A 25,365-nucleotide genomic window follows, 5' to 3' on the forward strand; every position below is an offset into this window, starting at 1 on the left:
TGGCAATAAATACTCGTTCGGTATTTAAAGATTGATGTTGTCGTGTGTTCGCAGTTAAGATTTTCAACATCGTAGAGCCTCGCGCTGCTCTCATGAGCATCGAGTTCCTGGAAGATGAAGGTGATCGCGCTTCACACCCGAGACAATCATAGGCATGAGAGATGGATAGAGCACTATTGGGTGCCGGGGAAGAGTCTGAGTGTATTTGGCATATGCTTCATCACCGCCAATGTTGACGAGATGGGGAGGGTGCCATGTTAGAAAAAATTTTGATCGTTTGCATAGGTAACATTTGCCGCAGCCCTACCGCAGAAAATTTACTGCGCGAAGCGCTTGTTCGCTCCAAAGCCGAGGTCAGCTCTGCCGGTCTTGCCGCGTTGGTTGACAGCCCCATTGAGCCGACAGCGCGTCTCGTTCTCGAGGAACATGGTCACGTCCCAAGAGATCACAAAGCCACTCAACTAACCCCGCAGTCCGTCAATGAGTCAGACCTGATTCTGGTTATGGAGCAACATCAACTGAATGTTGTGCTCAATATTGCACCCGAGGCACGGGGCAAAATTTTTCTGCTGGGTAAATGGCAAGATGACCGTGAAATTAGTGACCCTTACCGTCAAGGAAAACCGGCTTTTGTGCATGCCTATACTTTGATTAAAGAAGCCGTACACGCATGGGCGCTGCGTCTCGAACGCTGATAGCCATTCCCCAAAATAGCAGAAATGACAAAGAAATCGAATTATGCAGCAATCGCAGATAACCCAAGATATTGATAATGACGAGATGGATCTGCTGGGGCTTTTTGGCGCGGTAGTCGACCACAAATCGTTGATTGCTGCGATTACCGGGGCCTTTATGGTCGTGGGCGCTTCCTATGCGATATTGGCGACCCCTGTATATCAAGCGAATGCATTGGTGCAAGTGGAGGCCAAGAAGAATGACTTGTTGGGCTTCTCGGATATCAGCAGTATTCTGGGCAAGGAGTCTCCGTCCGTTACAGAAATCGAACTTATAAAATCGCGTTCGATTATTGGAGAGGCGATTGATAGCTTAAGTTTGAATATTACCGTGCGGCCAAATTACTTCCCAATAGTTGGGCGTTTTATAGCACGACGTTATGCCAAAAAGAATCCTGACACCGTGGCTGATCCATTGCTCCCTCTCAGTGGTTTTGCTTGGGGCGGCGAGTCTCTGAAAATATCAAAATTACAACTGCCTGACGCTCTGCTCGGTACCAAGTTGGCACTCATAGTGGGGGATGATGGCAGTTATACGGTCCTGAATGAGGACGGTGACAAAATAGCTGAAAGTAAAGTCGGCGACCTTTACTCGAATAATGACGTCAGCGTAAAGATAGAAGGCATTCGGGCGAATCCGGGGACTAAGTTCGTCATTGTATGTAATCCGCGCCTAACGAGTATTCTTGACTATCAAGATGCCCTGGATATTTCCGAGAAAGGTAAAGAGTCCGGAATCATTGGCCTTTCGCTAGAAAGTGAAGATCCTGACTTGGCGATTAAGACATTAAACGAGATTGCCGATATTTATGTTCGTCAAAATATTGAACGTACGTCTGCCGAAGCGGCCAAAAGTCTCGGCTTCTTGAATGAACAGCTACCTAAAGTCCGCAAAGATCTAGAAAAATCTGAAGATGCGCTCAATGCCTACCAGACGCGTAGCAAGTCAGTAGACATTACCTTGGAAACCAAGGCTATTCTTGACCAGATTGTTTCGCTTGATACGAATATATCCGAGCTTAAATTGAAACAAGCTGAGATGGATCGGAAATTCACCCATGAGCATCCGGCGTACAGAGCACTGATGACCCAGCTTGGGGAACTGACTAACAAACAAAATGGATTAGCAAAGAAAGTACAAAGCCTTCCGTCAACCCAGCAGGAACTGCTAAGTTTGACCCGTGACGTTCGAGTGGGAACAGAAATATACACCCAGTTATTGAATCGATCGCAAGAACTGGACGTTATGCGTGCTGGTACAGTCGGTAACGTACGATTGATCGATAGCGCAGATGTTGATCGAACCAAGCCAGTCAAACCTAAAAAAATACTGATAGTGTTGGTGGCGACCTTGTTTGGTGCCTTTTTGGCTGTGGCGTTGATTCTATTACGCAAAGCAATTAATCGTGGCATCGAGAGCCCAGAGATGATCGAAAAATTGGGCCTGCCCGTTTATGCATCTGTTCCTTATAGTATGTTGCAAAAGTCGGAGGACCAAAAAAAATCTCGCGGTCCGAATCGAGCGGATAAAGCGCCATCGTTACTTGCAATACATCACCCTACCGATTTATCGATTGAAGCATTGCGCAGTCTACGTACGAGCCTGCATTTTGGCATGCTGGATGCTAAAAATAATTTACTTATGATTTCTGGTCCTAGTCCCAATGTGGGGAAAACCTTTGTTTCTGCCAACCTCGCGGCAGTAGTGGCCCAGGCTGGTCAACGTGTACTTCTGATTGATGTTGATATGCGAAGGGGTTATTTGCATGACGTGCTGGGTGGCGCTGACGGAAATGGTGTTTCCGACGTTCTTGTAAACCGTTGTGATGTTGCGGCGGCCATTCATAAGACTGACATCGAAGGGTTTGATTTCATGAGTCGAGGTGAAAGGCCTCCAAATCCTTCAGAACTGCTCATGCGGCGAAGCTTTACCGAGTTATTAGCTAAAGTTAGTTCGATGTACGATTTAGTGATTTTGGATACCCCACCGCTGTTGGCTGTTACAGATGCAGCCATTGTCGGAAGGCAATGTGGCACAAACCTGATTGTCGCCCGTTTTGGTTTGAATCCCGTCAGAGAGATTGAACTCACCATTAATCGGTTTGCTCAAAACGGAATAAAGTTAGCAGGGGCAATTTTCAATGGGGTTGAAAAAAGAACGTCCGCGAACTATGGAGATAGTGGTTATGGTTATTATCACTATGAGTACAAGGATGAAAAAGCGAAAGCGTAGCTGCGCATACGACAAGTCGTACGGTGGTTTCATCGCGAGCGTTATATTTGATGGGGCGTGTAGTCGAAAATTTTTGATTGGTTTTTAAGTGCGTTCGTACGATCTAGATAGCATAAACGCTATCTGGATCGCGCGGGTGTTTGCAGAAAACAACATGTTGAGCTCACGTTCTGAGGAAGCTAACGACTAATCCTGGGGCGGTAGCGTGTCAATTTGTAAAAGGAAATAGCCATGAAAGTTACGGTATTCGGTATTGGTTACGTTGGGTTGGTTCAGGGAGCGGTATTGGCTGAAATTGGACATGATGTGATTTGTGTGGACATCGACAGCGAGAAAGTGAAAAACCTCGAAAATGGACAGATTCCTATTTATGAGCCAGGGCTAGAGTCACTGGTAAAGGAAAACTATAGTGCGGGTCGTTTAAAATTCACCACCGATGCTGCCTTAGGCGTCAAGCATGGCGACGTTCAGTTCATTGCGGTAGGTACTCCTCCAGATGAAGACGGATCTGCCGACCTGAAATACGTTCTCTCTGTGGCTGGAACAATAGCTGAACACATGGAGACTAATTGCATCATTATAAATAAATCTACTGTCCCAGTTGGAACGGCGGATAAGGTGAGAGCTCATGTCGAACGCACACTGGCTGAGCACGGACGCACCCATATAAAGTTTGATGTTGCATCGAATCCAGAGTTTCTTAAAGAGGGTTCTGCTGTTGCAGACTGCATGCGTCCCGACAGGATCGTCATTGGTACTGGTAACCAGGAAACAGAAGTCGTATTGCGAGATTTGTATTCACCATTCAATCGTAATCACGAAAAAATAATTATAATGGATGTGCGGAGCGCTGAACTTACAAAGTATGCAGCAAACTGCATGCTCGCCACCAAAATAAGCTTTATGAATGAAATGGCAGGCCTGTCAGAAATGTTAGGCGCGGATATTGAGATGGTTCGCAAAGGCATAGGTTCTGACCCGAGAATCGGCTATCACTTTATATATCCAGGTGCTGGTTATGGCGGCTCATGCTTCCCTAAAGATGTTCAGGCTTTAATACAAACAGCAAATCAGCTTGATTTTGATGCAAAGCTATTAAAGTCTGTAGAGGCACGCAATAGCGAACAGAAAAAGGTCATGTTTAATAAAATATTCAATTATTTCAATGGCGATATCAAAGGGAAAACATTTGCTCTCTGGGGGCTCAGCTTTAAACCCAATACTGATGATATGCGAGATGCGCCAAGTCGGGTGCTCATTGAGTCTCTTTGGCAGCACGGAGCTATCGTTCGAGCCTATGATCCCGTGGCGATGGAAGAAACACAACGAATCTATGGCAATCGAAACGATTTAAGCCTTTGCGGTACTAAAGAGGGCGCACTGAGAAATAGCGATGCGTTAATTATTATAACGGAATGGCCGGCATTCAAAGCTCCTGATTTTGAGGTTGTCAAACAGCAGCTTCGACAGCCAGTAGTGTTTGATGGTCGAAATTTGTTTAGCCCTGTTAAAATGGCTGAGAACGGGTTTGAGTATTTTTCTATAGGCCGTTGATCACGCGATGTTGTTTAGTCGACATGCCCATTACGCGATAGCCCCAAATGGTTGATCTATTAAAATGGGGTGGCTGAAGTGCAGGACTGGCACATTCAGTTTCGTTCATGGTAATGGGTGGATCGACGAAGTAAACAGTCTGAACATCATCCCCTAACTGTATGAATTTAAACGCCATGAGTTTTATAAAGTCAAAGTCGCTAAGCTTGTTCAGTGTGCGGGTCATTGGTGCTCTTGCAGTACTGCTTTCAAACGTGGTTGTCATCCAGTATGAAAGTAAGGAGTTGGCGGGAGCCTTTTTTGTAATTTATACACTTTTCCAGCTGGGGGCTATATTTTCGCGGTTCGGTGCTGATATATATTTGGTCAGAGAGTATTACACGCTTTCAAAGAGTGACATTCAGGAGTGTTATAGTAAGTCCGTTGTAGTATCGCTGTTGTTTGGGGGGGGGGTAGCGCCAATCCTTGCTGCGTTAGGTTATATCTATATTTCATCGTGGGATAAATTATCGATGGTGGCTGCTGCGTCAGGAGACTACCTGGTGCTGTTGTCTATATTTATAGCGCTTCCAATATTCTCTGCATCTTCGGTGATATTTTTCATCTATCAAGCCAGGCATAAAGTAATCACTCAAATATTGGGAATAAATGTTATACAGCCTTGGATATTTTTGATTGCTTATCTATGTATCAAGCTGTCAGATGGGGTAGGAGGGGCGCTCAGCCCATCTTTAGGTATAGCCATTGCGTTTATAGGCTCTGTCATATGTTATGCCGTGATATCGGCAGGTCTTGTAAAGAAAGCAGGATTGCTCCTCAATCTGAGACGGTACTTATCTTATCGCACCCTGAGCGCCACCGTACAGCATCAACTTAAATATGCCACTGCCACGATGGGCACTCAATTGGTTGGGTGGGTACCTTATCTATTGGCATCTTATATGTTGGGCCCGGCTTTTGCGTCGGTCTTTAATATCTTGCAACGGCTAGCAATGCTCTCATCGTTCATATCAATATCCATTAATTCAATTTCTGCACCTCATATTTCGAAATTCGCAAGTCAGTTGGACTTTAAATCGATCCATACTATTTTTTGGTCGAACACCAAGAAGCTGATGCTTTTGTCAAGCGCATACCTGTTTTTACTGCTTCTAGTGGTCAGCTATTATAATGATTTTCCTCAGGAGTTTAAAATTCCAGCCTATATAGTGTTGGTTGGTTACTTTATTAATTGTGCTTCTTCTGTCTGCGGATATTACTTTCAGAACGCTTCTAAAATGAGCGCATTGAATATTAGTCTTTATGTTGTAGCCTTTGGCTCCCCAGCAGTGACTTATGTATTGCTCGAGATGTGGGGGACGATCGGGGCTGCACTTTCTATTGCCTGTGCCGTCGCGGGGGTTAACTGCATATTATTTCCTCTTGCCGTGATCGACTTGAATAAGCGAAATGTATGGAGAGTGAAGGATGACCATTTACAATGGTAAACAGGTAAAGATACATTTCATTGTGGTCGTCTATGCAACACGGCCAGCGCTTACCGTGACACTTAAGTCATTGGCCTCGATTAATTACTCCAGATTTCGCATAATCCCATCGTTGTCCGTTTGGGATAATTCTACTCAAGGATTTGGTAAGGAAGCGATTCCCGATTTTAACGGGACTGTTAACTATTTCCACGCTGGAAGAAATGAAAAGCTTTCTGTTGTTTATAATAAAATAACAACCGTCTCAGAAGGTGCAGAGTACTTCATCATTCTAGATGATGATTCAGAAGTAACTGAAAAATATATTCAAAGCTTGCATGGCTTTTTTGGCAGTGACGTTCAGGTGGGCATACCTCGGATTCTTTTTAATGACAGTCTGATTTCTCCAGGTAAGGTGAAAGGTGTCCGAGGGAAGCAAATAAATAACGAACATTTAAAAACGGGAATCAAGGATTCAGAAAGTTTAGTCGCAATGATGAGCGGGACTATCATAAGCCGGCGGGTGTTTGATGCAGGAATTAGATTTGATGAGCGCTTGAGTTTTTATGGTGTAGACACAAGGTTTTTTATTGATTATGCAAAACGCTTCCCTAAAATATTTATCCTGGATGCAGTGTTGATTCACAGTTCTGCATTGAGGGAGCAGGGGCAGGCCTACGCGTCACGAGTGAATCGACTGAAAAATTTAGTGTTGTCCAGACTGTATGTCTTTGATCAGGTCAATAACTTTAAGTTTAAGATAGCGGTCTATCTGTTTTTTTTCTGTATGAAAACAATAATCAGGGAAAGAAATATCAATTATATCTCTCTGCTGGGTTTGTTTCCTAAGATACTAAAATTTCAGGATTGAGTATGCTCGATAAAATATTATGTTTGCATCAAGGCTCCGAGCTATATGGGTCGGATCGTAGCTTTCTAAGCGCAATCGAGTCGATATCAAGTACAGGGACGGAGGTCCATTCGATATTGCCATCTGATGGCGAGTTAGCGCCACTGCTAAGAGATAAAGGTTCTGTCGTTGAGTTTTATCCTTATGGGGTTTTACGTAAGCAAAAACTAAAAAAACCATTCCGTTATGCGTTTGAAATTATACGGGCTGTGTTTTTTTACGTGAGAAAATTCAGGTCTTATGATGTTGTTTATATTAATACTGCTGTAATGTTTTCCGCCTTGTTGGCGTCTGGGTTATATAGGTTGTCGAGCAAGAAGGTGTATTGCCATATTAGAGAAATACCAGATCGCAAAAGTATAATTGTCTTCAAGCTTCTTTTGGTTTTTTCTGGTGCGAAATTAATTTTTAATTCGCAGGCAACCCAGTCAAGTTTTAAGTTGCCTGGGGAGGTGGTTTACAATGGGGTGGAAGAGCTGCATCTCGCTATTTCCAAGCGTAAAATAACTCCTGTTAAAAATATTTTATTGATTGGGAGGATTAATACGTGGAAGGGGCAAAGTCTTTTAATTGATGCCTTGGAGAAGTTGTCGGAGAGTGAGTCTATTTTTTTCAAAATCCGCATAGTGGGCAGCCCCTATGAGGGGTATGAGTATCTAGAAAAAGAATTGGTCGGCAGAGTTGAAAGACATTCTAGTTTGTCTGAAAACGTTCAGTTTTTTTCATTTTGTTCTGACCCTGCGGAGCATTATGAGTGGGCAGATTATGTTCTTGTCCCCTCCATAAAACCAGAACCCTTTGGGCGCGTTGCGATTGAGGCATTCTCGGTGGGAAAACCAGTCATAGCAGCTGCACACGGGGGGTTAATAGAAATAGTTACTGATTGTCATGATGGTTATCTATTTGAACCTGCTAATGTAGACAGCTTGTGTAAGGCGCTAATGAGTCTTTCTAATTCTGATAGTGAAGAATACAGGCAGGTTAGTCTAAGGGCGAAGCGTACCTATTTGGAAAGATTTTCAATGCGAAGTTATAAAAAAAACATACTGATTGCATTGGGTGTTTAGTGGTTGCCTCTAGTTTAAAGCTTAGCTATGCCTCAGTGATGTTTCACCTATATTGTAGAGCACGATGAAAAAATTATTTATCCTTGGGATACGCGGAATTCCCGCACGACATGGTGGGTTTGAGACATTCGCAGAGAAACTTTCACTGTACCTGACAAAAAACGGCTGGGATGTCACCGTGTATTGTCAGGAAGATGGTGATGGTGACGTTTCAACAAGTAATTGGAATGGCATCAACAGAATACATATCCCGGTATCTCGATCGGGTGCTGGTGGTACTGTGTTATTTGACTGGAAGGCAACTACTGATGCGCTGGGTAAAAAGGGCTTGTTTCTAACCCTTGGTTATAATACAGCCCTGTTCAATATGCTTCAAAGAATTAAAGGTCAAGTCAATGTCATCAATATGGATGGTATTGAGTGGAAGCGAGATAAGTGGGGAAGTGTTGCTAAGGCATGGTTTTGGATGAATGAGAGGGCGGGATGCTGGGTCGGAAATCACCTAGTGGCGGATCATCCGCTCATAAAATCGCATTTGGCAACCCGGGTGTCAGAGTCGAAAGTGACAATGATTCCTTATGGTGGCGATGAAGTCTTGGATGCTGATGTAACGTGTTTGGACAGGTATAACTTAAAGGACGGTGGGTTTTCAGTCGTCATTGCTCGTCCAGAACCTGAAAACTCATTTTTTGAAATTATCGAAGCATTCAGCAGCAAGGTTCGTAATCATAAACTTGTGGTATTGGGTAACTTTACTCCCGAGAAAATACCGTATCACAAAAAAGTAATGGATGCCGCTAGTGATGAAGTCATCTTCCCTGGCGCCATCTACGAACAATCAGTCGTACAGGCATTACGGTTCTACAGTAGGTTTTATATTCATGGTCACCGGGTGGGAGGGACGAATCCATCACTCGTTGAAGCGTTAGGTGCAGGGTGTGCTGTGATTGCCCATGACAACCATTTCAATCGTTGGGTTGCGGGTGATGCGGCGATTTATTTTAAGGATCAGTTTGATTGCGCTTCACTATTTGATGCAGCTCTTGATGAGGATTATAAATCCAACGTGCTCTTGATGAAGGCAGAGAGTGCTCGTCGCTTTCAAGAGAGCTTTACGTGGGAAAATATTCTTTCTCAGTATGAAAAATTGCTTACAACTTGGTATCCCGCGAGGCTTAAGTAAATGACTAAACGAATTCTTCTAACGGGGGGCGCAGGATTTATCGGGTCTTCCGTGGTTCGCCACTTAATCAGAAATACTCAGTGCGAGGTGGCTAACCTCGATAAGCTGACGTATGCGGGTAACCTGGAATCCCTGTCCGATGTTGTAGAGTCGTCCCGGTATCATTTTTTTCAAATTGATATTTGTGATGCCGTCGCGTTGGATAATGCCTTTAAAGAATTTCGTCCTGATTCAGTCATGCATTTGGCTGCTGAGTCTCATGTTGATCGTTCTATAGATAGCCCTGCTGATTTTATACAAACCAATATTGTGGGCACTTACACGCTACTGGAAGCAGCCAGACGGTATTGGAGTGAGCTCTTAGATGAGGCGAAGCAAAATTTTCGCTTCCATCATATCTCTACCGATGAGGTGTATGGAGATCTTGAAGGTACTGAGGATTTTTTCACAGAAACGACGCCTTATGCACCCAGCTCACCTTACTCTTCATCCAAGGCCAGTTCCGATCATTTGGTGCGTGCCTGGTACCGAACGTACGGGTTGCCCGTACTGGTCACCAATTGTTCCAACAACTATGGGCCCTATCATTTCCCTGAAAAATTAATTCCTCACATGATCTTGAATGCCCTTCATGGGAAGCCATTGCCGGTGTATGGCGATGGTACACAGATTCGTGATTGGTTGTTTGTTGAAGACCATGCGCGTGCTTTGTATGAGGTGCTCACACGGGGAGTCGTAGGTGAAACCTATAATATTGGCGGCCATAACGAAAAGCGTAATCTTGACGTCGTAGAAACGCTCTGTGACTTACTTGAAGAGCTTGCGCCGATCAAGCCGCAGGGTGTGAGTTTTTATCGTGAGCTCATCACCTTTGTTAAGGACCGACCAGGTCACGATCTTCGTTATGCGATCGATGCAAGCAAGATTCAGCGTGAACTCGGGTGGGTTCCGCAAGAAACATTTGAGAGTGGGATGCGAAAAACAGTCGAGTGGTATCTGAATAACACTCAATGGTGGGAGCGTGTGCTCAATGGTCAATACCAATTAGGGCGTATTGGCGATCTCTGATAGGTGTAAAACTACTTTATTTTCTGATTAACGACTAAAGGACGCTCTCTATGAAAGGTATCATTTTGGCAGGGGGCTCCGGCACCCGCTTGCATCCCATCACCCGTGGTGTATCCAAGCAGTTACTGCCCGTTTACGACAAGCCAATGATTTACTATCCGTTGTCGGTATTGATGCTTGCCGGTATCCGTGAAGTATTGATTATTTCAACCCCGGAAGATTTGCCCAACTTCCAGAAGCTGTTAGGTGACGGTTCTTCTTTTGGTATTGAGCTCAGTTACGCCGAGCAGCCTTCGCCGGATGGTTTAGCCCAAGCGTTTATTATTGGGGAAGACTTTATCGGTGACAGCAATGTCGCTTTGGTTCTGGGCGATAATATTTTCTACGGTTATGGCTTCAGCGCCAGCCTGTTGGAAGCTGCGCAACGTCAATCCGGTGCCACCGTATTTGGCTACCATGTCGTTGATCCAGAGCGCTTTGGTGTGGTGGAGTTTGATGACCATGGAAAGGCTATTTCTATCGAAGAAAAGCCCAAGCGTCCGAAGTCCAACTATGCGGTTACCGGGCTGTATTTTTATGATAACGACGTGGTGCAGATCGCCAAAAACGTTAAGCCTTCGCCACGGGGCGAGCTTGAAATTACTGATGTGAACAATGCTTATTTGCGACGTGGTGACCTGCACGTCAGTGTCTTGGGTCGGGGCTTCGCCTGGCTGGACACCGGCACCCATGATTCATTGATGGAAGCCGGACACTTTGTTCAGACTATTGAAGCGCGTCAGGGTTTGAAGGTTGCGTGCCTGGAAGAGATTGCCTACAACCAGGGCTGGTTAAGCGCGCAAGAGCTGGATAAACAAGCAACTATTCTTCACAAAACAGGTTATGGCCAGTACCTCGCTGGTCTGTTGGCAACGAGGCCTTCAAAATGAATGTCATCCAGACCCAATTACCTGGCGTTCTGATCATTGAGCCTAAGGTGTTTGGCGATGAGCGTGGATTCTTCCTGGAGTGCTACCAGGAGCAGCGCTATCGTGACGCCGGAATTGAGCTGCCGTTCGTGCAGGACAATCATTCACGGTCTCAGTATGGCGTCTTGCGTGGTTTGCATTTCCAGCGCAATCGGCCCCAGGGCAAATTGGTGCGCGTTACTCGGGGTGCGGTCTACGATGTGGCGGTCGATATCAACCCTGAGTCTGCGACCTGTGGCGAGTATGTTGGCGTTGAACTCACCGCGGACAATCATCTTCAACTATGGATTCCACCGGGTTATGCCCACGGGTTCTGTGTGCTGAGTGATATTGCAGACTTTCAATACAAATGCACCGATTTGTATCTACCGGAGGAAGAGGGTGGTCTTATCTGGAATGACCCTGATGTAAACATTCCGTGGCCAATGGAAGCCCCCACACTTTCGGAGAAGGATCTGCGTCACCCGAGCTTGCGAGCTCTATTGGGCGGGGAATGAATATGCGTGTTCTTGTCACAGGCGCTCAGGGCCAGGTCGGCTACGAGTTGCTCCAGCGGGTGCCCGCGGGTTTTTCTGCATTTGGCTATGGCTCGCAAGAACTGGACATCAGTAATCGCGAACAGGTTCAGGCCGTATTTGAAACGCTTAAGCCTGAATTGGTGATTAACGCTGCTGCGTATACGGCGGTGGATAAGGCCGAAACTGACCGGGAGCGCGCCTATGCTGTCAACGCAGACGGCGTGGCGAATCTGGCGATTGCTGCGGAAAAGATGGGCATCCCGCTGCTGCATATTTCCACGGATTATGTGTTTAGCGGTGATGGCGATAAGCCGTATACGCCCGATGACGTGACCATTCCTACCGGTGTATACGGATTAAGCAAGTTGTCCGGAGAGACGCAACTGTTACAGCAATGCTCACGCCATTTGGTTCTGCGGACCAGTTGGGTGTTTGGGGCGCACGGTAACAATTTCGTCAAGACCATGCTTCGTCTTGGACAGGATCGGGACACCTTGTCCGTCGTCGCTGACCAGCACGGTGGTCCGACCTCCGCAGGTAGCATTGCCGATACGCTATGGGCGTTGGCTTCGATTTTTCAGCGAGAAGGGCGCCTTGAGTGGGGGGTGTATCACTACAGTGGCTTCCCTGCTTGCACCTGGTATGACTTTGCCAACGAGATATTCACCCAGGCTGTTAGCTTTGGTCTGTTGGTAAAGCGCCCGGATTTAAGTGCAATCACCACCGCGCAGTACCCGACTCCAGCCAAGCGGCCTCAGTGGTCCGTGTTGGACTGCCAGAAACTGGCGGACGCACATGGATTGCTACCGAGAGGCTGGGTACAAGAGCTCCAGCCAGTTCTTCAGCAGTTAGTGACGCGTTGAAACGTCCGAAGCCTAAAAACCGTAAATGTAAAACTGACCATTATTAACACTCCTCGCAGAAATCAAGCTGTTCGGATCCCATACTGCGCACTGAAAAAGCTTCTGAATACGCTGAGTTCATTAGAGAATCCATGGATGTTAGAAAACACTGTAGCTATTGGCTATGGTTCGCGCGACTGGCTGAGCAACGGTCGACACTGGCATACATGATCTGTGAGTGACATGATCTACAGGAATGTAGGAGGGGAACGGATACAGTCATCTGACACTTATTATTTGTCGGTGCCTTTTCTTTTTTTGCTTCTTGGAGCCGAGTATCAAATCCTGTATATCGAGAAGGAATCTGATATGAAAAAACTATTGGCTGTTGCGTTGTTGGCTATTTCAAGTACTTCAGCAATGGCGGCGGAACCGGTCGCTCCGAGTGCGGCGGTGGAGAGTCCGCTCACTCTAAGTACCCCTCTGATCGGTTCAGTCACTGTGGGTACAAGCGTGCTGGTCGGCGCTGCGGTGGTCGCGGGTGCGGTAGCCGCTTCCAACAGTGGCGGAAGTTCTAATGGTGGTACTACGGGCACTACCGGCACTACAGGTACCACCGGTACCAGTAAGTGAAATAGCCTGAAGTGTTCTGGACAAGGTCACGCAGGGCTACTTGGGTGACCTTGTTTTTTTGGATGTGCTCTCAACTAGCGTAGTGCCAATATGATTCGTCATTTTTCTGTTGCCATACTGGCAAGTATTACTTTGCAAGGCTGTATGTTTTCTCCTGGTCAACATATGGATACTAGTCAAATCGTTCGTGATGGGACGCCGGAGAGCAGCCGCGTTGAACTGATCCCTATCACGCCTAAATTGATCGCCATGGACGCCGCGACTCAGCCAGGTGAGACAATTGCGGCCGAATTGTTGCACTACTCGCCGGAAAGTTACCGGATTGGTGCCAATGATTTGCTGTTTATCACCGTTTGGGACCATCCAGAGTTGACAGCTCCTTCGGGGCCACAGCAGCAAATTGATGCGAATGGGCGTCTTGTTCGCCCGGACGGCAATCTTTTTTACCCCTATGTTGGCAATGTCGCTGCCGCAGGTAAAACAATTGAAGAGTTGCGTGCCTACATCTCCAGTCGTTTATCGCAGTTCATTGAAAGTCCACAAGTGGACATCAGTGTATTGCGGTTCGCCAGCCAAAAAATCGTTGTTTCTGGCGCCGTCATCAGGGCAGGGCAACAGCCGCTCACCACAACGCCACTGAGTGTTGTGGAGGCTATTGGTGCTGCTGGCGTCGATCCTTTCAATGCTGACCTCTCGAGCCTGACCCTTACCCGTGATGGTCACGAATATAAACTGGACCTGGACGCGCTCAACCGTCAGAGCAACTCCCAGTTGCCCAATGTCTACCTCAAAAATGGCGATCAATTGTATCTGCCTTACAACGATCGCAAACGGATCTATGTCATGGGCGAGGTTAACCAGCCCCGGGCATTGAGCTTCAAGACCAAAACCATGAACCTTTCCGATGTGCTCGGTACGGTAGGCGGCTTGAACCAGACAACCTCTAATGGTAATGCGGTTTATGTGATCAGGGGCGTAGATAATCTGGATAAAGAGCCGGCGAAAATTTTCCAGCTGGAAGCGAACTCGCCTTCTGCCATGGCATTGGCAACACGTTTCGATGTGCAAGCGCAAGATGTGGTCTATGTCGGGCCTGCCAATATTACCCGTTGGAATCGCTTTATCAGCCAGTTGCTTCCATCCGCATCCCTCGTCGGTATAGGCGCAGCTGCAAAAAATGATATGAGCGCAGCCAGCAGCAGATAAGGGCACCGTTTACCCGTGAGCATTTTGCGTAATAGCACCTATCTGGTGATGGCTTTCCTATTGTGTGGGTGTAACCCGCTGATGAGGGCCTCCTTAAATACTCTTGAAGCGTCCATTGTGGGGCCAGACTCTTTGGAGTTGACTCAGGCTCAAGTGGACGCTGTTCCCTTTCCACAGATCAAAGTCACCACCCCCACTAACGAAGGGGTGATGGCGATGATTCGCCAGCGCGGCGACCTGCAGTTCTGGGTCGCTTCCGGTAAGCAGGTGTTGTTGATGCGCGACGGTTTGATCGTGCGCAGCGTCGGCCTTGGTATCAACCTCGACGGTACTCGCTGGGAGGGAGAGTCTCCGTTCAAGCGAGGCCTGCATCTGCTGCCCGACGGTTATAGCAGTACCCGCTGGATCGATATCTATGACGGCTACCGTGTCGGGATTGCCGTGAACAGCCGGTTTACCCGACAAGGCACCGAGGACATCAAGGTTCTGGACAAGACTTACGCCTTGCTCCGTGTTGACGAGCGCATTGACGCTCCCGAAATAGATTTCCATGCAGTCAATCATTATTGGATCAGACCTCGCGATGGCTTCGTCATGCAGAGCGAGCAACATCTGACGCCTCAACTTTCCCTGAAGGTCATTCAGCTACGTGAGCAGGGAGCTATTAATTGAAGCGCCTGAATAGAGTGTTTATGGGCTTGCTATTAGCCAACTCGGGCGTGAGCCATGCGGCTGTCACTGTCAGCGGTGACGTTCGCAGTCCTGGTCAATTCGAGGTTCAGCCGGGAGCGCGCTTGCTGGACGTCATCAGCGCGGCTCAGCCCAACGCCGAAAGTTACTGGTTGGGCGCAGCATGGTTGCGCCGGCCCTTGCTCGAAAAACAGAGTCGGCTAAAAGCCGGGGTGTTGTTCGATCTGAAAGTACTTCAGCGCGGCGCGTTGCTGTTTGACAAACCTGCCCGGGCTGCCTTGGCGGACCACCTCTATGAAGAGGTCAGCCGCTTACCCGTGACGGGTCGTCAGGTTGCACGACTTGATCCGGTTGCCGTAGAGGTCGGGTTTGCTCGTAACTACCGTCTTGATGACGGCGACCGTCTTGTCTATCCGCTGCGTCCCGATACTGTGGAGGTGTTAGGCGCTGTTGCGGTCCCCTGTCATTTGCCTTATCGCGCGATGCAAGAAGCCCGCGACTATCTGCCATCCTGTCAGGCTTCGTCCGATGCCGAGGCGGACTACCTCTGGATTATCCAGCCCGATGGCCACACCCAACAGGTTGGCATCGCCTTGTGGAATCGGGAGGCGGGATACGTCCCTGCCGCCGGTAGCAAAATCCTGGTGCCGATCAAGAACGATGATCTTGATCCGCCCACGCCTGAACTCAATCAGCAGTTGGCCGAGTTCCTCGCCACTCAACCGGTGGCTGAGGTGGTCCCTTGAAGTTACGTTTTGCAGCCGTCCTGTTGTTGCCTTGTGGCTTGGCTCATGGAGAGACGCGTTATACCCAGAGTGATTTCGGTGGTGTGGGCTTGTTACAGACCCCCACCGCGCGTATGGCGCCTGCCGGCGAACTGAGTGTCAATGCCAGTCGAACCAGTCCCTACAACCGCTACAGTTTTTCATTGCAGCCCTTTGAATGGCTTGAAGGTTCCTTCCGATACACCGCCATTACTAACCGCAAGTACGGTCCCGACTCATTCAGTGGCGGTCAAAGCTTCAAAGACAAAGCGATCGATGCCAAAGCCCGGCTTTTGAAAGAAAGCCATTGGCTGCCCGAAGTTGCGTTGGGCTTCCGGGATATTGGCGGCACCGGGTTATTCTCCAGCGAGTACTTCGTTGCGAACAAGCGTGCTGGCGATGTTGATTTCAGTCTAGGCGTCGCGTGGGGCTACATCGGCAATCGCGGAGATTTCAGTAACCCGCTGGCCGTGATTGGGGACCAATTCAACGACCGCCCCCAGAGCACTGCTGCAGTTGCCCGAGCGGGCAATGTGAACACAAACTCCTATTTCAGAGGATCTCCAGCCTTGTTCGGCGGGGTGGCTTATCAAACACCCTGGGCGCCTCTGAGCCTGAAAGTCGAGTACGAAGGCAACGACTATAAAAACGAGCCGCTCAAAAACGTTATCAAGCAAGATTCGCCTATCAACATCGGTGCGGTTTACAAGCTGACAGACTCGGTTGACCTTAGCGCCGGCTGGGAGCGCGGCAATACCGCGATGTTCGGAATCACAGTGCATACCAACTTTGTCAGCCGCAAGACGCCGACCAAGACCTATGACCCGCCAGCGGAACCACTTCCGGCCCAGGCACCCGCTACCTCTGCGGATCAGGTCAATTGGGCCAATGTCTCCCAGCGCCTGCAGAACAATGCCGGCTACAAAGTAGAGCGCATCACCCAACGCGGCTCTGAATTGTTGGTGTACGGCGAGCAGTCGCGTTACTTCTTTCCAGCGAAAGCCGTCGGCCGAGCCAGCCGGATTCTGGACAACAGCGTCAACGACGATATCGATTGGTTCACCCTGGTGAACAAGCGATACGACATGCCGCTGGAAGAAACCAGTGTGCCCCGCGAAATATTTCGCGAGGTGGTCAAAAACGAAGAGGGTCTACAAGATCTGCATCGTGCCACCGAGGTCAACGCCGCACTCCCACACACCGAGACGACGCTGTATACCGGGGCTCGGGACCCCTTCACTTATGGGTTTGGTTTGGGCTACAAACAGAACATCGGTGGTCCTGACGGCTTGCTCTACCAGCTCACCGCCGATGCGGACGCTGAATACCGCTTTACGCGCAATATCTGGTGGAGTGGCCAGTTGAGTGCCAATTTGTTGAACAACTACAACAAGTTCACCTACGACGCACCGAGTGGATTGCCCCGGGTGCGCACGGACCTGCGCAAGTATTTGACGACCTCTGAAGTCACCATGCCCACGTTCCAGCTCAACCACGCCAGGCAGTTGGATAAAGACCTGTATGGCATGGTCTATGGGGGCTATTTGGAGTCGATGTTTGCCGGCGTCGGCGGCGAGTTGCTCTTTCGTCCTATGGGCCAGAGCTGGTCTGTCGGCGCCGATCTGAACTACGTTCGCCAACGTGACTTCGACCAGGGGTTCGGTCTACGTGATTACTCGACCGTCACTGGCCACATTACGGGCTATACCGACTTGCCATACGAGGCTCAAGCGGCTGTCAGCGTTGGACGTTACCTGGCGCGCGACTGGGGCACGACGATCGACCTGTCGCGTGGGTTCAGCAATGGTGTGCGATTCGGTGGCTGGGTCACGCTGACCACCGCCACGAAAGCAGAATATGGCGAAGGCAGTTTCGATAAGGGAATCTACATCTCCATCCCCTTCGACGAGTTGATGAGCGTGTCGACGATGCGCCGCGCCAATATCATCTGGTCACCTTTGACCCGGGATGGTGGTGCACGGCTCAATCGTGCCTACTCACTGCACACGATGACCGATAGCCGTGACAGTGACTTGTTCTATCGCAACTTTGAGAAGATCACCGAGTGAGGAGGCGATCTGCAGAGTGGACAAACTCTGTAGATCGCAGTGTGGTCAGCCAGAGGACGCGCGCAGGAAGGGTGGAACAATGATCAGGGCGTTGTGCAAGAGGCTCCTTTTCGCGCAGCGCCCTGATGTTCCTAAAGCTTGGTGATGCTCGATAACGGCAGATTGACGTGCTGCTCTTGTTGTAGAAAATTCATCAGCAGTACAACCCGTTCATCGCCATCCATCGCCATAAACAGCGCTTCGAGTTCTGCAAAAGTCCCTTGATTGATACGCACCGGGTCACCCGGTGTCAGCATTTGCACGCCCGGTTCACGCTCACGCAGTTTTAGGTGACCAATGACTTCATCTGCAATCGCTACAGGCTGGCCGCCGAAACTCACGGTCCTCAACACGCCGCGCGTCGAACGCAGCGGCGCCCAGTTGTCGTGCAGGCTGAGCTGGATAAACAGATAGCCAGGAAACAGCGACTCGCAGAGAGTCTGTCGCTTGCCCCGTGAGAGACGCTCACATCGATAGGTGGGGCGAAAGCATTCATACCCCTGACGCATCAAGTTGTCCTCGGCGCGTTCATCCTGTTTGGCTTTGCAGTGAATCAGGTACCAGGCTGGCACGGCACATTGCTCGCTCGCGATCATCCGAGTCTTCCTTACTAGCAAGTTTATGGTCTTGAGTTGTCGCCAGAATCAAATGCAAAGGGGACTCACGTCCCCTGATTAATCTGCTGGCGCACAATCAATAAACTGAAGTCTTCGCCGTCAATAAATGTCTTTTGACAGCAAGGTGAAGGGGGTCTTGATCAAGATTTTCACATCAAGCCACAACGACCAGTTATTGATGTATTTAAGGTCGATCTCGACGCGTTTTTGCATTTTGTCGAGGGTGTCGGTTTCGCCGCGGCAACCGTTGATCTGAGCCAGCCCGGTAATACCTGGTTTGATTCGGTGGCGAGCCATATAGGCGAGAATTTTGCCGGAGTAGTAATCATTGTGCGCAATGGCATGAGGACGTGGCCCGACAAGGGCCATATGGCCTTGTATGACATTGAACAGCTGCGGCAGCTCATCGATTGAGGTGCGACGGATAAAGCGCCCGACCTGGGTGATCCGTGAGTCATGACGACTAGCCTGCTTGACCTCGAGATCGTCGTGCACGCGCATCGAGCGAAACTTCCAGACCTTGATGACCTTGCCATTCCAGCCGTGGCGGTCCTGTTTGAAGAACACTGGACCCGGGGAGGTGAGTTTGACGGCAAGTGCAACGAGCAATAACAGCGGGCTCAGAACACCAATGGCCATCAGCGCCACGCTTTTGTCGAGCAGGCTTTTACTCAGGGCGGCAGTAGGTTGGCTGGTCAACGGGCTTTCATTCAAATAGATCGCCGGCAAGCCATCCACCACTCGCACCGAGTGATTAAGCAGCGTCAGGCTGTTCAAGTCTGGAACCCAGACAACGTCTACGTTGGCATCGAGCAAATTAATGTACATGGCTTCGATTTGTGACGCTTCACTCAGGGGCAGCGTGATGTACAAACGTCGAATGTCATGGGTCTGGATCAGCTCAAGCAGTTCTTCCTGCTGACCTACGACGCAAGGCGAACCCATTTCCAGCAAGGGAGTGGGGTCAGAACTGACCAGGCCGACCAAGGGAAAGTGTTCAAGGGTGCGGAGTTTTTTAGCCAACTCCAATGCCAGCTCACTCGTACCAACAATCAGCGTTTTATGCTCGCTTTGAAGTGACCGTTGATAGTATTTGGAAAAAACCTGCAGAGGCACGTACAAAAGTGCCTGTCCGATGTAGCTGGTGACGGACCACACCAGAATTATTTCACGAGAAAATAACTCATTGGCCTTACAGATAAAGCCCACGACTGCTAAAGCTGCCAGTGTCAGCAACCAACCCATGAGCAGGCGTAACAACCCCGTCAGGTAGTCATCTTTTTTTGCATAGACGCCACACCATGAATAGGCCGGGACGGACGCGAGAACAGTAACTATTGCGCACACACGATAATAAAACTCTACCGTTCCTGTCCGGGAATAAACCAGTAGAAATAACAGAGCGACAACAAAGCCCAGTGCAAGTGTCCATTGTCCCCAGAAGGTAAGTCCTTTGAGGCTGGTATCTCGATTGATGCGAAGACTGTTAACCATGCTATATATCCCCCCATGCGTCCATTCACGTGTCGACAGACAAAAGCCAGGTTACTGAAGCCGAAGTTATTATTTTTATTTTGGGTGGCACGGCGATAGCAATAGCAATACCGCTGTCGGCGCTGTCGTCAATGAATAGATTAATTTATTGAGAGGTGCACTGTCTGACGACTTATAACGGCCGAATATCACGATTGTCGCTGGTGTCAGGCGGCGTTAGAAATGGTCGATGATGGGGGTTGGCACAGTGGGTATTATATCGATGCTTAGTTTGGCGGTGAGGGAGAAAGGCAGGGGAATTTATAGTAATGGGTACGATTTTTATTTTTGTAGTGGTACCACCGGGGTATTGCTCTATGTGTTCATATCAAGCTTTTTTCCGCGTGTTATTTTTTGTATGAGGCAGTAGCCACGGTTCCTCACGGCGCGGAAAAGACGTTCGCCGTTGCTGACCTGTTTGAACTTCTCCTGAAGTCGACTCAAGCACATTTCGAGACCTTGATAGTGTTCGGGCTCTCTGCCGATGCTCCGAATAAGATCATCTTTACTGACCACGCGCTCTTCATGGTGCAACATTTTCTTTACAAGGGTGGCCTCCAAACCCGTCAATACAATTTCAACATCGTCTTTCACCAAGGCGTTGCTGCCATTGCTCAGGCGCCAGGCTTCAGCGTATGGCAAGTGCACTTTGGCTGCTAAGTCCGGGGGATCATCGGCGCCGCCTTTGGCTTCCTCTATAGCCGAGGCGATGCTATTCGGTTGGGTGGATGGCTGGGACGTTCGCCACTCAGACTCCAATGCTGACAAAATAAGCGGTGTGTCATGCCTGTTGGCGGGCGGGGCCGCTCTGCTCACGTGCTGGAAAAAAACGTCGGCAAGCTTAGGGGATGGGAAGGGCAATACAAAATCTTCGACAAACATTTTTGCCAGTGATGTGCCGAACGAATTATATCGCTCACTGGACAGTATTGTCTCGAGCTCAAGTTGTAATTCCGGGTTATGAGTAACAACGACAAAGTATTTTCGAGGGGCAGTCATTCCATTTCCCATTTCACTCTCCTGAAGGGCACAACAGGTCAAAAATCTAAAGGTTGTCGGCAGGGGAGTAATAGCTCCCTTGAAAGTAATCAAAAGGCAAGGCGCGTGCCAATATATGGCTGAGGGTGTGTTCGACTCTGTCAGCTATAAAAAAAACCTTGGTGTTGTGACTCAGTGTGACCATGCGTTCATAGAGTCGATTGAATAACTCAGGGTTGTCATTGAGTTTAAGGCTCAAGTCTAAGTCCGAAATCGGAATCTTTATATAGTTGAATAGATTCAGGGTTGTAAATATTTCGATACGTTCATCATGAGGGTTGTAGTGGTCGAGGGCAATTTCTATACCGTGGTCTTTCAATAGATACACGTTGTGGAGGATCTTCTTCTTGTCCTTGAAACTGGCCGCCGACAGGGGCAACTCATTCAGGGCGATGACCAACGTCTGGCCGAGATCGCGCAGTGCCTCACCGGATTGTATCAGTTCCTCTGCGAGCGCAGAATCGACGAGATCTGACTGTGCTACGCAAACGAATCTACGGCTGAAGTATTCTCTCCCGGTAGCGGTGTTGCGATCTTTTAGCGAGAAGGCAATCGATCGGGTCTGCATCAGTATTTCACTGTATAGGCCACTGGTGCAGGATGCGTGAGGGGGAAGAACCTGACTGCCTTCGTGGTTTATCCTTATCTCGCTGCCGAACGGGCAGTCATCTCGCCTAAGGATCAATTGTCGAGACAGATAATGATCTGCACCGTTAGCGTGTGAGGTGCACCCAGTCGCATTCATGAAGCAATAACTCCTCTGTAATATATAAGTGGATCAGGTTGACAAAATCAGACCTCTGCTTAAACGGTATCCATGCCCGCGGATGCTTTGAATGGCGTTGGTGCCATACGTGTTTTTTATTTTTCCACGAAGACGACTAATTGACTTTTCCAAGGCTCTCGGATCATAGAAATTTATATTCAGCCCCATGACTTTGGCAATTTCATCATGGCTCAAGATGTGATTTGTTGTTTGCGTTAGCGCCTCCAGAATTTTCATTTCCGCAAACGATATTTCCAGTTTTTGATCGGCGCCATGAAGGCACATGCGCGTGGGGTCCAACACTAAATTTATTTCTCTTTGCCATTCGGGACTGCAAAAAAAATCGGTAAGCACATCAGCATTTTCATCAGGAACACTGGTGAATTTAATGCAGTGATCGGCCCCGGCAAGATAATATTTCATCTTGTTGTAAGTGCCTTTGCCGGTAATGATTACTGAGATTATTGGCGTCAGATTTTCGGCGCGAATATTTTCCACAACGGCGAGGCTCTCAAGGAAAGCATGGGGGCTGTCAATGACGACAAAGATCGCTCGATACGAACTTGAGTGCTTGTTTTTTTGGGGCAGATGACTGTAGCACATCGTATCAATAGGTATATCGCGTACATGGTTTGCTAGCAACTGCCTGAAACCCTCAGCTAAAGTGCGGGTTCGCCCTATGGTGAGGACACCCGTTTCCTCCTTTGTCTGGCCGTGAGTTGTGGCCCTTCCTTTCACTATAAGCGTCATGCTTTGACTCGGACTGGTACTGGTACTGGTATACGAATGTTAGTGCAATAGTTCCTGTGTATGACTGACGATTGCTAACATTTTGATACGTTTTTTTAGATGGATATTACGTTGTTTAACACGGTTGTGAGTCTGCGGTGGTTCTGTCTTATCCTGCGAGGGAGGTGAGTTTCCGGTGATCGCCACCTTGGCCTGGATAGCATGGCACTATGCTATCTTCGCTTCCGGCGCCTGCCAGCGCTGCATATCCCGCTTACAGGACGCGCGTTGGCCAGTAAAGTTCCCACTGTGTGATCTCCGATGGATTGTTATGAGTGGACGGGGTGTTGTCGCTTAAAATAACAGGCTCGCGGGTGTTATTTAATGGCGATTTTATGTAGCGGGCGAGGATAACATATTGATCCTGGACGTTTTATAACGTCGAGTTGCGGCTGGCAGATTGATGCACTTTACTCATTCATTGGTCTAATAGATTTTATTGCGGAAAAGTGATAGGCATGCTGGTAGTGGGGATTTGCGTGTGAGCGCTGTTTTCTCAGCGTGTCGTCGTCAGGCTTTAAATACTCAGAGAAATCAACGTGTTTTCAACGAGAAGGTCTGACGCCATTGAGAGTGCCGCGGCGCAGTTCGCGGGCGGCGAGCATTTCCGGCGTGATGGGAGATAGGGCGAGGTCGGAGGCGAGGATGGCCATCTCCAGCAGCACGCTACGTGCGCCCAGAGTGTCGATCAAAAGCAGGTCATAATTGGGGCGGACATTGTCGAGCAAATTGCGCAGCCGTAATCGCCCGTCGGGGGCATGCAGCAGCAATGTGTTCAGTCGGCCTTGATCGTCGTTGGAGATGAGCACGTCGAGCCCTGTGATCACTGTCCTGGAAACAATCTGCGCAGGAGTTGTTAGGTTGAGTGCAATGAGCTCGTACGCACCAGCAACAACTTTTTGGCTCAAGGCGTAACCACTGGAGAGGGTGGGTTGGCTATCCAGATCGAGCAGCAGGACGCGTAGGCCGGCATCAGCCAGCAGACCGCCGAGATTGGCAGCTACTGTGGTTTTACCTACCCCGCCTTTGGTGGAGCATGGCATCAGGCCTGCTGCGCTAAACGCTCAGTGATCCACTGTTCGATCTCCAGCGAGTCCCAGCCGACTGCGCGCAGTCCAATGCGTTTGGCTTGAGGGAATTTACCTTCCTTCATCAAGTTGATATGCGCACGCTTGAAGCCGGTTTTCCGCTCCACCTCGTTGCGGCGCATGATGTGACGTTCGGGTGATTGCTGAGGCTGAGATGTGTCAATGGCTGTTCGGGATTGCATGATCGTCATTCCTTGGCGCTGGATAGCGCATTTTGGGAAGAGACCTGAATTCAAAACCAGAAAAGTCCGGCAGTCATTGCACTGCAATCGTAACTATTGCAGTGCAATGCACAGACTTAAGCACGGGAAAGGCTGCGAATTTCTCGTATTGGAAATCGATCATGGCACAAGCGAGCAGACACACGATTTCCGTCCTGGGTTGCCGATGATTATGAACTGGTGATGCATTGGCCTAATCACTCTGCCAGCATCTCGTTTTGATCCCGGCGCTGGGGAGCACTGGTGTTTGCTTCATTGAGGTTTGGATTCGGGAGGGTGTATTGGCCGGAGGTTTCGGGGGACCGACACGACAAAGCCCAGTCTAGAGCTGGGCTTTGTCGTTTCTGGGGCTCGGCCAGGCGAGTGTGTCATCTGTTGTTCATCGCTTCACATCCTTGCTCAGTCTGTAATGCTTATGCGAGAGAGGCAGAAGCACCAACGAAAAGGTACAACTGCTGCGAGCGCTAGAGGTTTGCGAAGGGGATGCATGTTCGTAAGATGGGAGCCTGAAATCCCACATGGAAGACTTGGAATGACTCGAATTGTTGAAATCCTGATGTACACCTTGAAACCGGGATCGGGATCGGATTTCCATCGATTAATGCAAGAGGCAAGTGTTCCGCTTCACTTGAAGGCTGGCATGGATGTCGTTTCTTATGGCGGCTCATTACATAACGATGACAGCTATCACTTGATTCGCTCCTATGAAAGCGAGAGCCATCGCGTAGTCTCTCAAAATGTTTTCTACGCAAGCGCTGCCTGGAGACAAGGCCCGAGGGCAGACATCATCAGTCGGATTGAAGTAAGTACAGTGACAGTTATGGTGCTCACTCAAGATGCGATTGATGCCATCAGAGTTTCCCGCACATCTATCTAGGGCGATGCTCAATCAGCGTAGTCGCCCACTGACATCCTCGCTCCCATGAGGCTACAGCCAAGCCATCACGCCACCATGCCGAGAGCATGTGCCGCGTCGGTGCTGGCTAAAACTGTAGGAGTTGTCGCGACACTTGGCGGTTGCGCCCTCCGGTACACGATCTGATTTCGTATGGGCGGGGCTGTGTACGGTTTTTCCGGCGCTATTTATGTACGAGCCATGCTCGATCAACTGCGATTCGTCAGGGTTTACTGCTTGGGGATTAGTATCAGACCTTGCGAAAGCGGGCTGAAAGATCAAGCAGGCAGTAAGAACCAGGTAGGCTAGTTTCATTTGGCGCCCAATCCTTGGTGTGTGGGCAGAGTCTAGCCTAGCGCTGGGCTTTAATGAGATGGTCACCCCGACACCCTGCGAAAGCGTAACCCTCGCAGGGTGTCGGGGTGACCATAGATTTGCATCTGGCCAGGCTACTTGGAGAAATACTCTTCGAGG

Annotated in this window: 24 protein-coding genes and 1 pseudogene; 17 read left to right on the forward strand and 8 right to left on the reverse strand. The window is 49.1% G+C overall.

From position 1 onward, the window contains the following. Positions 1-254: 254 nt before the first annotated feature. The 16 genes from AC1RPZ_RS12615 (at position 255) to AC1RPZ_RS12690 (ending at position 17,905) form a co-directional block, all read left to right on the forward strand. Positions 255-695, forward strand: a complete 441-nt coding sequence (locus AC1RPZ_RS12615; RefSeq protein ID WP_493137343.1) for a low molecular weight protein-tyrosine-phosphatase — start codon at positions 255-257, stop codon at positions 693-695. A 43-nt stretch (positions 696-738) separates the two neighbouring features. Continuing rightward, the gene (locus AC1RPZ_RS12620; protein ID WP_493137345.1) at positions 739-2,967 is read left to right on the forward strand and encodes a polysaccharide biosynthesis tyrosine autokinase; all 2,229 of its coding nucleotides are present in this window, start codon (positions 739-741) and stop codon (positions 2,965-2,967) included. A gap of 231 nt (positions 2,968-3,198) precedes the next feature. After that, positions 3,199-4,521, forward strand: coding sequence for a UDP-glucose dehydrogenase family protein (locus tag AC1RPZ_RS12625; RefSeq protein WP_493137346.1), 1,323 nt, complete (start codon positions 3,199-3,201; stop codon positions 4,519-4,521). Between the two features lie 176 nt (positions 4,522-4,697). Then, a complete protein-coding gene (locus AC1RPZ_RS12630; protein WP_493137347.1) occupies positions 4,698-6,008 on the forward strand; it encodes an MATE family efflux transporter in 1,311 nt (436 codons plus the stop codon). Continuing rightward, entirely contained in the window at positions 5,989-6,858 is an 870-nt protein-coding gene (locus AC1RPZ_RS12635) for a glycosyltransferase (RefSeq protein WP_493137349.1), read from the forward strand. The genes AC1RPZ_RS12630 and AC1RPZ_RS12635 overlap by 20 nt, the downstream gene beginning before the upstream one ends. 2 nt (positions 6,859-6,860) lie before the next feature. Further along, on the forward strand, positions 6,861-7,964 hold the full coding sequence (locus AC1RPZ_RS12640; protein ID WP_493137350.1) for a glycosyltransferase family 4 protein: 1,104 nt from the start codon (positions 6,861-6,863) through the stop codon (positions 7,962-7,964). Positions 7,965-8,028: 64 nt separating this feature from the next. Further along, positions 8,029-9,147 (forward strand): DUF1972 domain-containing protein, encoded by a 1,119-nt coding sequence (locus AC1RPZ_RS12645; RefSeq protein WP_493137352.1) that lies wholly within the window; start codon positions 8,029-8,031, stop codon positions 9,145-9,147. Further along, positions 9,148-10,215, forward strand: a complete 1,068-nt coding sequence (gene rfbB / locus AC1RPZ_RS12650; protein WP_493137353.1) for a dTDP-glucose 4,6-dehydratase — start codon at positions 9,148-9,150, stop codon at positions 10,213-10,215. Positions 10,216-10,265: 50 nt separating this feature from the next. After that, positions 10,266-11,144 (forward strand): glucose-1-phosphate thymidylyltransferase RfbA, encoded by an 879-nt coding sequence (gene rfbA / locus AC1RPZ_RS12655; RefSeq protein WP_493137354.1) that lies wholly within the window; start codon positions 10,266-10,268, stop codon positions 11,142-11,144. Further along, positions 11,141-11,680 (forward strand): dTDP-4-dehydrorhamnose 3,5-epimerase, encoded by a 540-nt coding sequence (gene rfbC, locus AC1RPZ_RS12660; protein ID WP_493137355.1) that lies wholly within the window; start codon positions 11,141-11,143, stop codon positions 11,678-11,680. Before rfbA ends, rfbC begins: the two co-directional genes overlap by 4 nt. A gap of 2 nt (positions 11,681-11,682) precedes the next feature. Next, the gene (gene rfbD, locus AC1RPZ_RS12665) at positions 11,683-12,564 is read left to right on the forward strand and encodes a dTDP-4-dehydrorhamnose reductase (protein WP_493137477.1); all 882 of its coding nucleotides are present in this window, start codon (positions 11,683-11,685) and stop codon (positions 12,562-12,564) included. 348 nt (positions 12,565-12,912) lie between these two features. After that, positions 12,913-13,176, forward strand: coding sequence for a hypothetical protein (locus tag AC1RPZ_RS12670; protein WP_493137478.1), 264 nt, complete (start codon positions 12,913-12,915; stop codon positions 13,174-13,176). 90 nt (positions 13,177-13,266) lie between these two features. Beyond that, positions 13,267-14,382: a polysaccharide biosynthesis/export family protein gene (locus AC1RPZ_RS12675; protein ID WP_493137357.1), complete on the forward strand. Its 1,116-nt coding sequence runs from the start codon at positions 13,267-13,269 to the stop codon at positions 14,380-14,382. Between the two features lie 15 nt (positions 14,383-14,397). Beyond that, the gene (locus AC1RPZ_RS12680) at positions 14,398-15,054 is read left to right on the forward strand and encodes a YjbF family lipoprotein (RefSeq protein ID WP_493137359.1); all 657 of its coding nucleotides are present in this window, start codon (positions 14,398-14,400) and stop codon (positions 15,052-15,054) included. A 20-nt stretch (positions 15,055-15,074) separates the two neighbouring features. Then, positions 15,075-15,818: a capsule biosynthesis GfcC family protein gene (locus AC1RPZ_RS12685; RefSeq protein WP_493137360.1), complete on the forward strand. Its 744-nt coding sequence runs from the start codon at positions 15,075-15,077 to the stop codon at positions 15,816-15,818. Continuing rightward, positions 15,815-17,905 carry a YjbH domain-containing protein gene (locus tag AC1RPZ_RS12690; protein WP_493137361.1) on the forward strand — a complete coding sequence of 697 codons (2,091 nt, stop codon included), beginning with the start codon at positions 15,815-15,817 and terminating at the stop codon, positions 17,903-17,905. The genes AC1RPZ_RS12685 and AC1RPZ_RS12690 overlap by 4 nt, the downstream gene beginning before the upstream one ends. Before the next feature lie 131 nt (positions 17,906-18,036). Here AC1RPZ_RS12690 and rfaH read toward each other — a convergent pair whose 3' ends face one another. The 7 genes and pseudogenes from rfaH to AC1RPZ_RS12725 all read right to left on the reverse strand — a co-directional run bounded on the left by rfaH (position 18,037) and on the right by AC1RPZ_RS12725 (position 23,957). Then, the gene (gene rfaH / locus AC1RPZ_RS12695; RefSeq protein WP_493137362.1) at positions 18,037-18,540 is read right to left on the reverse strand and encodes a transcription/translation regulatory transformer protein RfaH; all 504 of its coding nucleotides are present in this window, start codon (positions 18,538-18,540) and stop codon (positions 18,037-18,039) included. Positions 18,541-18,660: 120 nt separating this feature from the next. Next, positions 18,661-20,055: an undecaprenyl-phosphate glucose phosphotransferase gene (locus AC1RPZ_RS12700; RefSeq protein WP_493137364.1), complete on the reverse strand. Its 1,395-nt coding sequence runs from the start codon at positions 20,053-20,055 to the stop codon at positions 18,661-18,663. Positions 20,056-20,409: 354 nt separating this feature from the next. Next, on the reverse strand, positions 20,410-21,105 hold the full coding sequence (locus tag AC1RPZ_RS12705; RefSeq protein ID WP_493137365.1) for a winged helix-turn-helix domain-containing protein: 696 nt from the start codon (positions 21,103-21,105) through the stop codon (positions 20,410-20,412). A 34-nt stretch (positions 21,106-21,139) separates the two neighbouring features. After that, complete coding sequence (locus tag AC1RPZ_RS12710; RefSeq protein WP_493137366.1) at positions 21,140-21,700, reverse strand: EAL domain-containing protein; 561 nt, start codon at positions 21,698-21,700, stop codon at positions 21,140-21,142. Between the two features lie 210 nt (positions 21,701-21,910). Further along, positions 21,911-22,648, reverse strand: coding sequence for a winged helix-turn-helix domain-containing protein (locus AC1RPZ_RS12715; protein ID WP_493137367.1), 738 nt, complete (start codon positions 22,646-22,648; stop codon positions 21,911-21,913). A gap of 608 nt (positions 22,649-23,256) precedes the next feature. Beyond that, a pseudogene (locus AC1RPZ_RS12720) lies at positions 23,257-23,730 on the reverse strand (ParA family protein); the annotation flags it as partial. Next, on the reverse strand, positions 23,730-23,957 hold the full coding sequence (locus AC1RPZ_RS12725) for an AlpA family phage regulatory protein (RefSeq protein WP_493137368.1): 228 nt from the start codon (positions 23,955-23,957) through the stop codon (positions 23,730-23,732). The pseudogene AC1RPZ_RS12720 and the gene AC1RPZ_RS12725, both read right to left, overlap by 1 nt. Positions 23,958-24,528: 571 nt before the next feature. On the opposite strand from AC1RPZ_RS12725, the gene AC1RPZ_RS12730 reads away from it, so the two are divergent. After that, on the forward strand, positions 24,529-24,873 hold the full coding sequence (locus AC1RPZ_RS12730) for an NIPSNAP family protein (protein ID WP_493137369.1): 345 nt from the start codon (positions 24,529-24,531) through the stop codon (positions 24,871-24,873). Positions 24,874-24,924: 51 nt separating this feature from the next. Here the strand turns inward: AC1RPZ_RS12730 and AC1RPZ_RS12735 are convergent, their stop codons facing one another. Further along, complete coding sequence (locus AC1RPZ_RS12735) at positions 24,925-25,206, reverse strand: DUF3761 domain-containing protein (RefSeq protein WP_493137370.1); 282 nt, start codon at positions 25,204-25,206, stop codon at positions 24,925-24,927. Positions 25,207-25,365: the final 159 nt, after the last annotated feature.

This window comes from Pseudomonas sp. GW822-FHT02D10, from assembly GCF_058802345.1.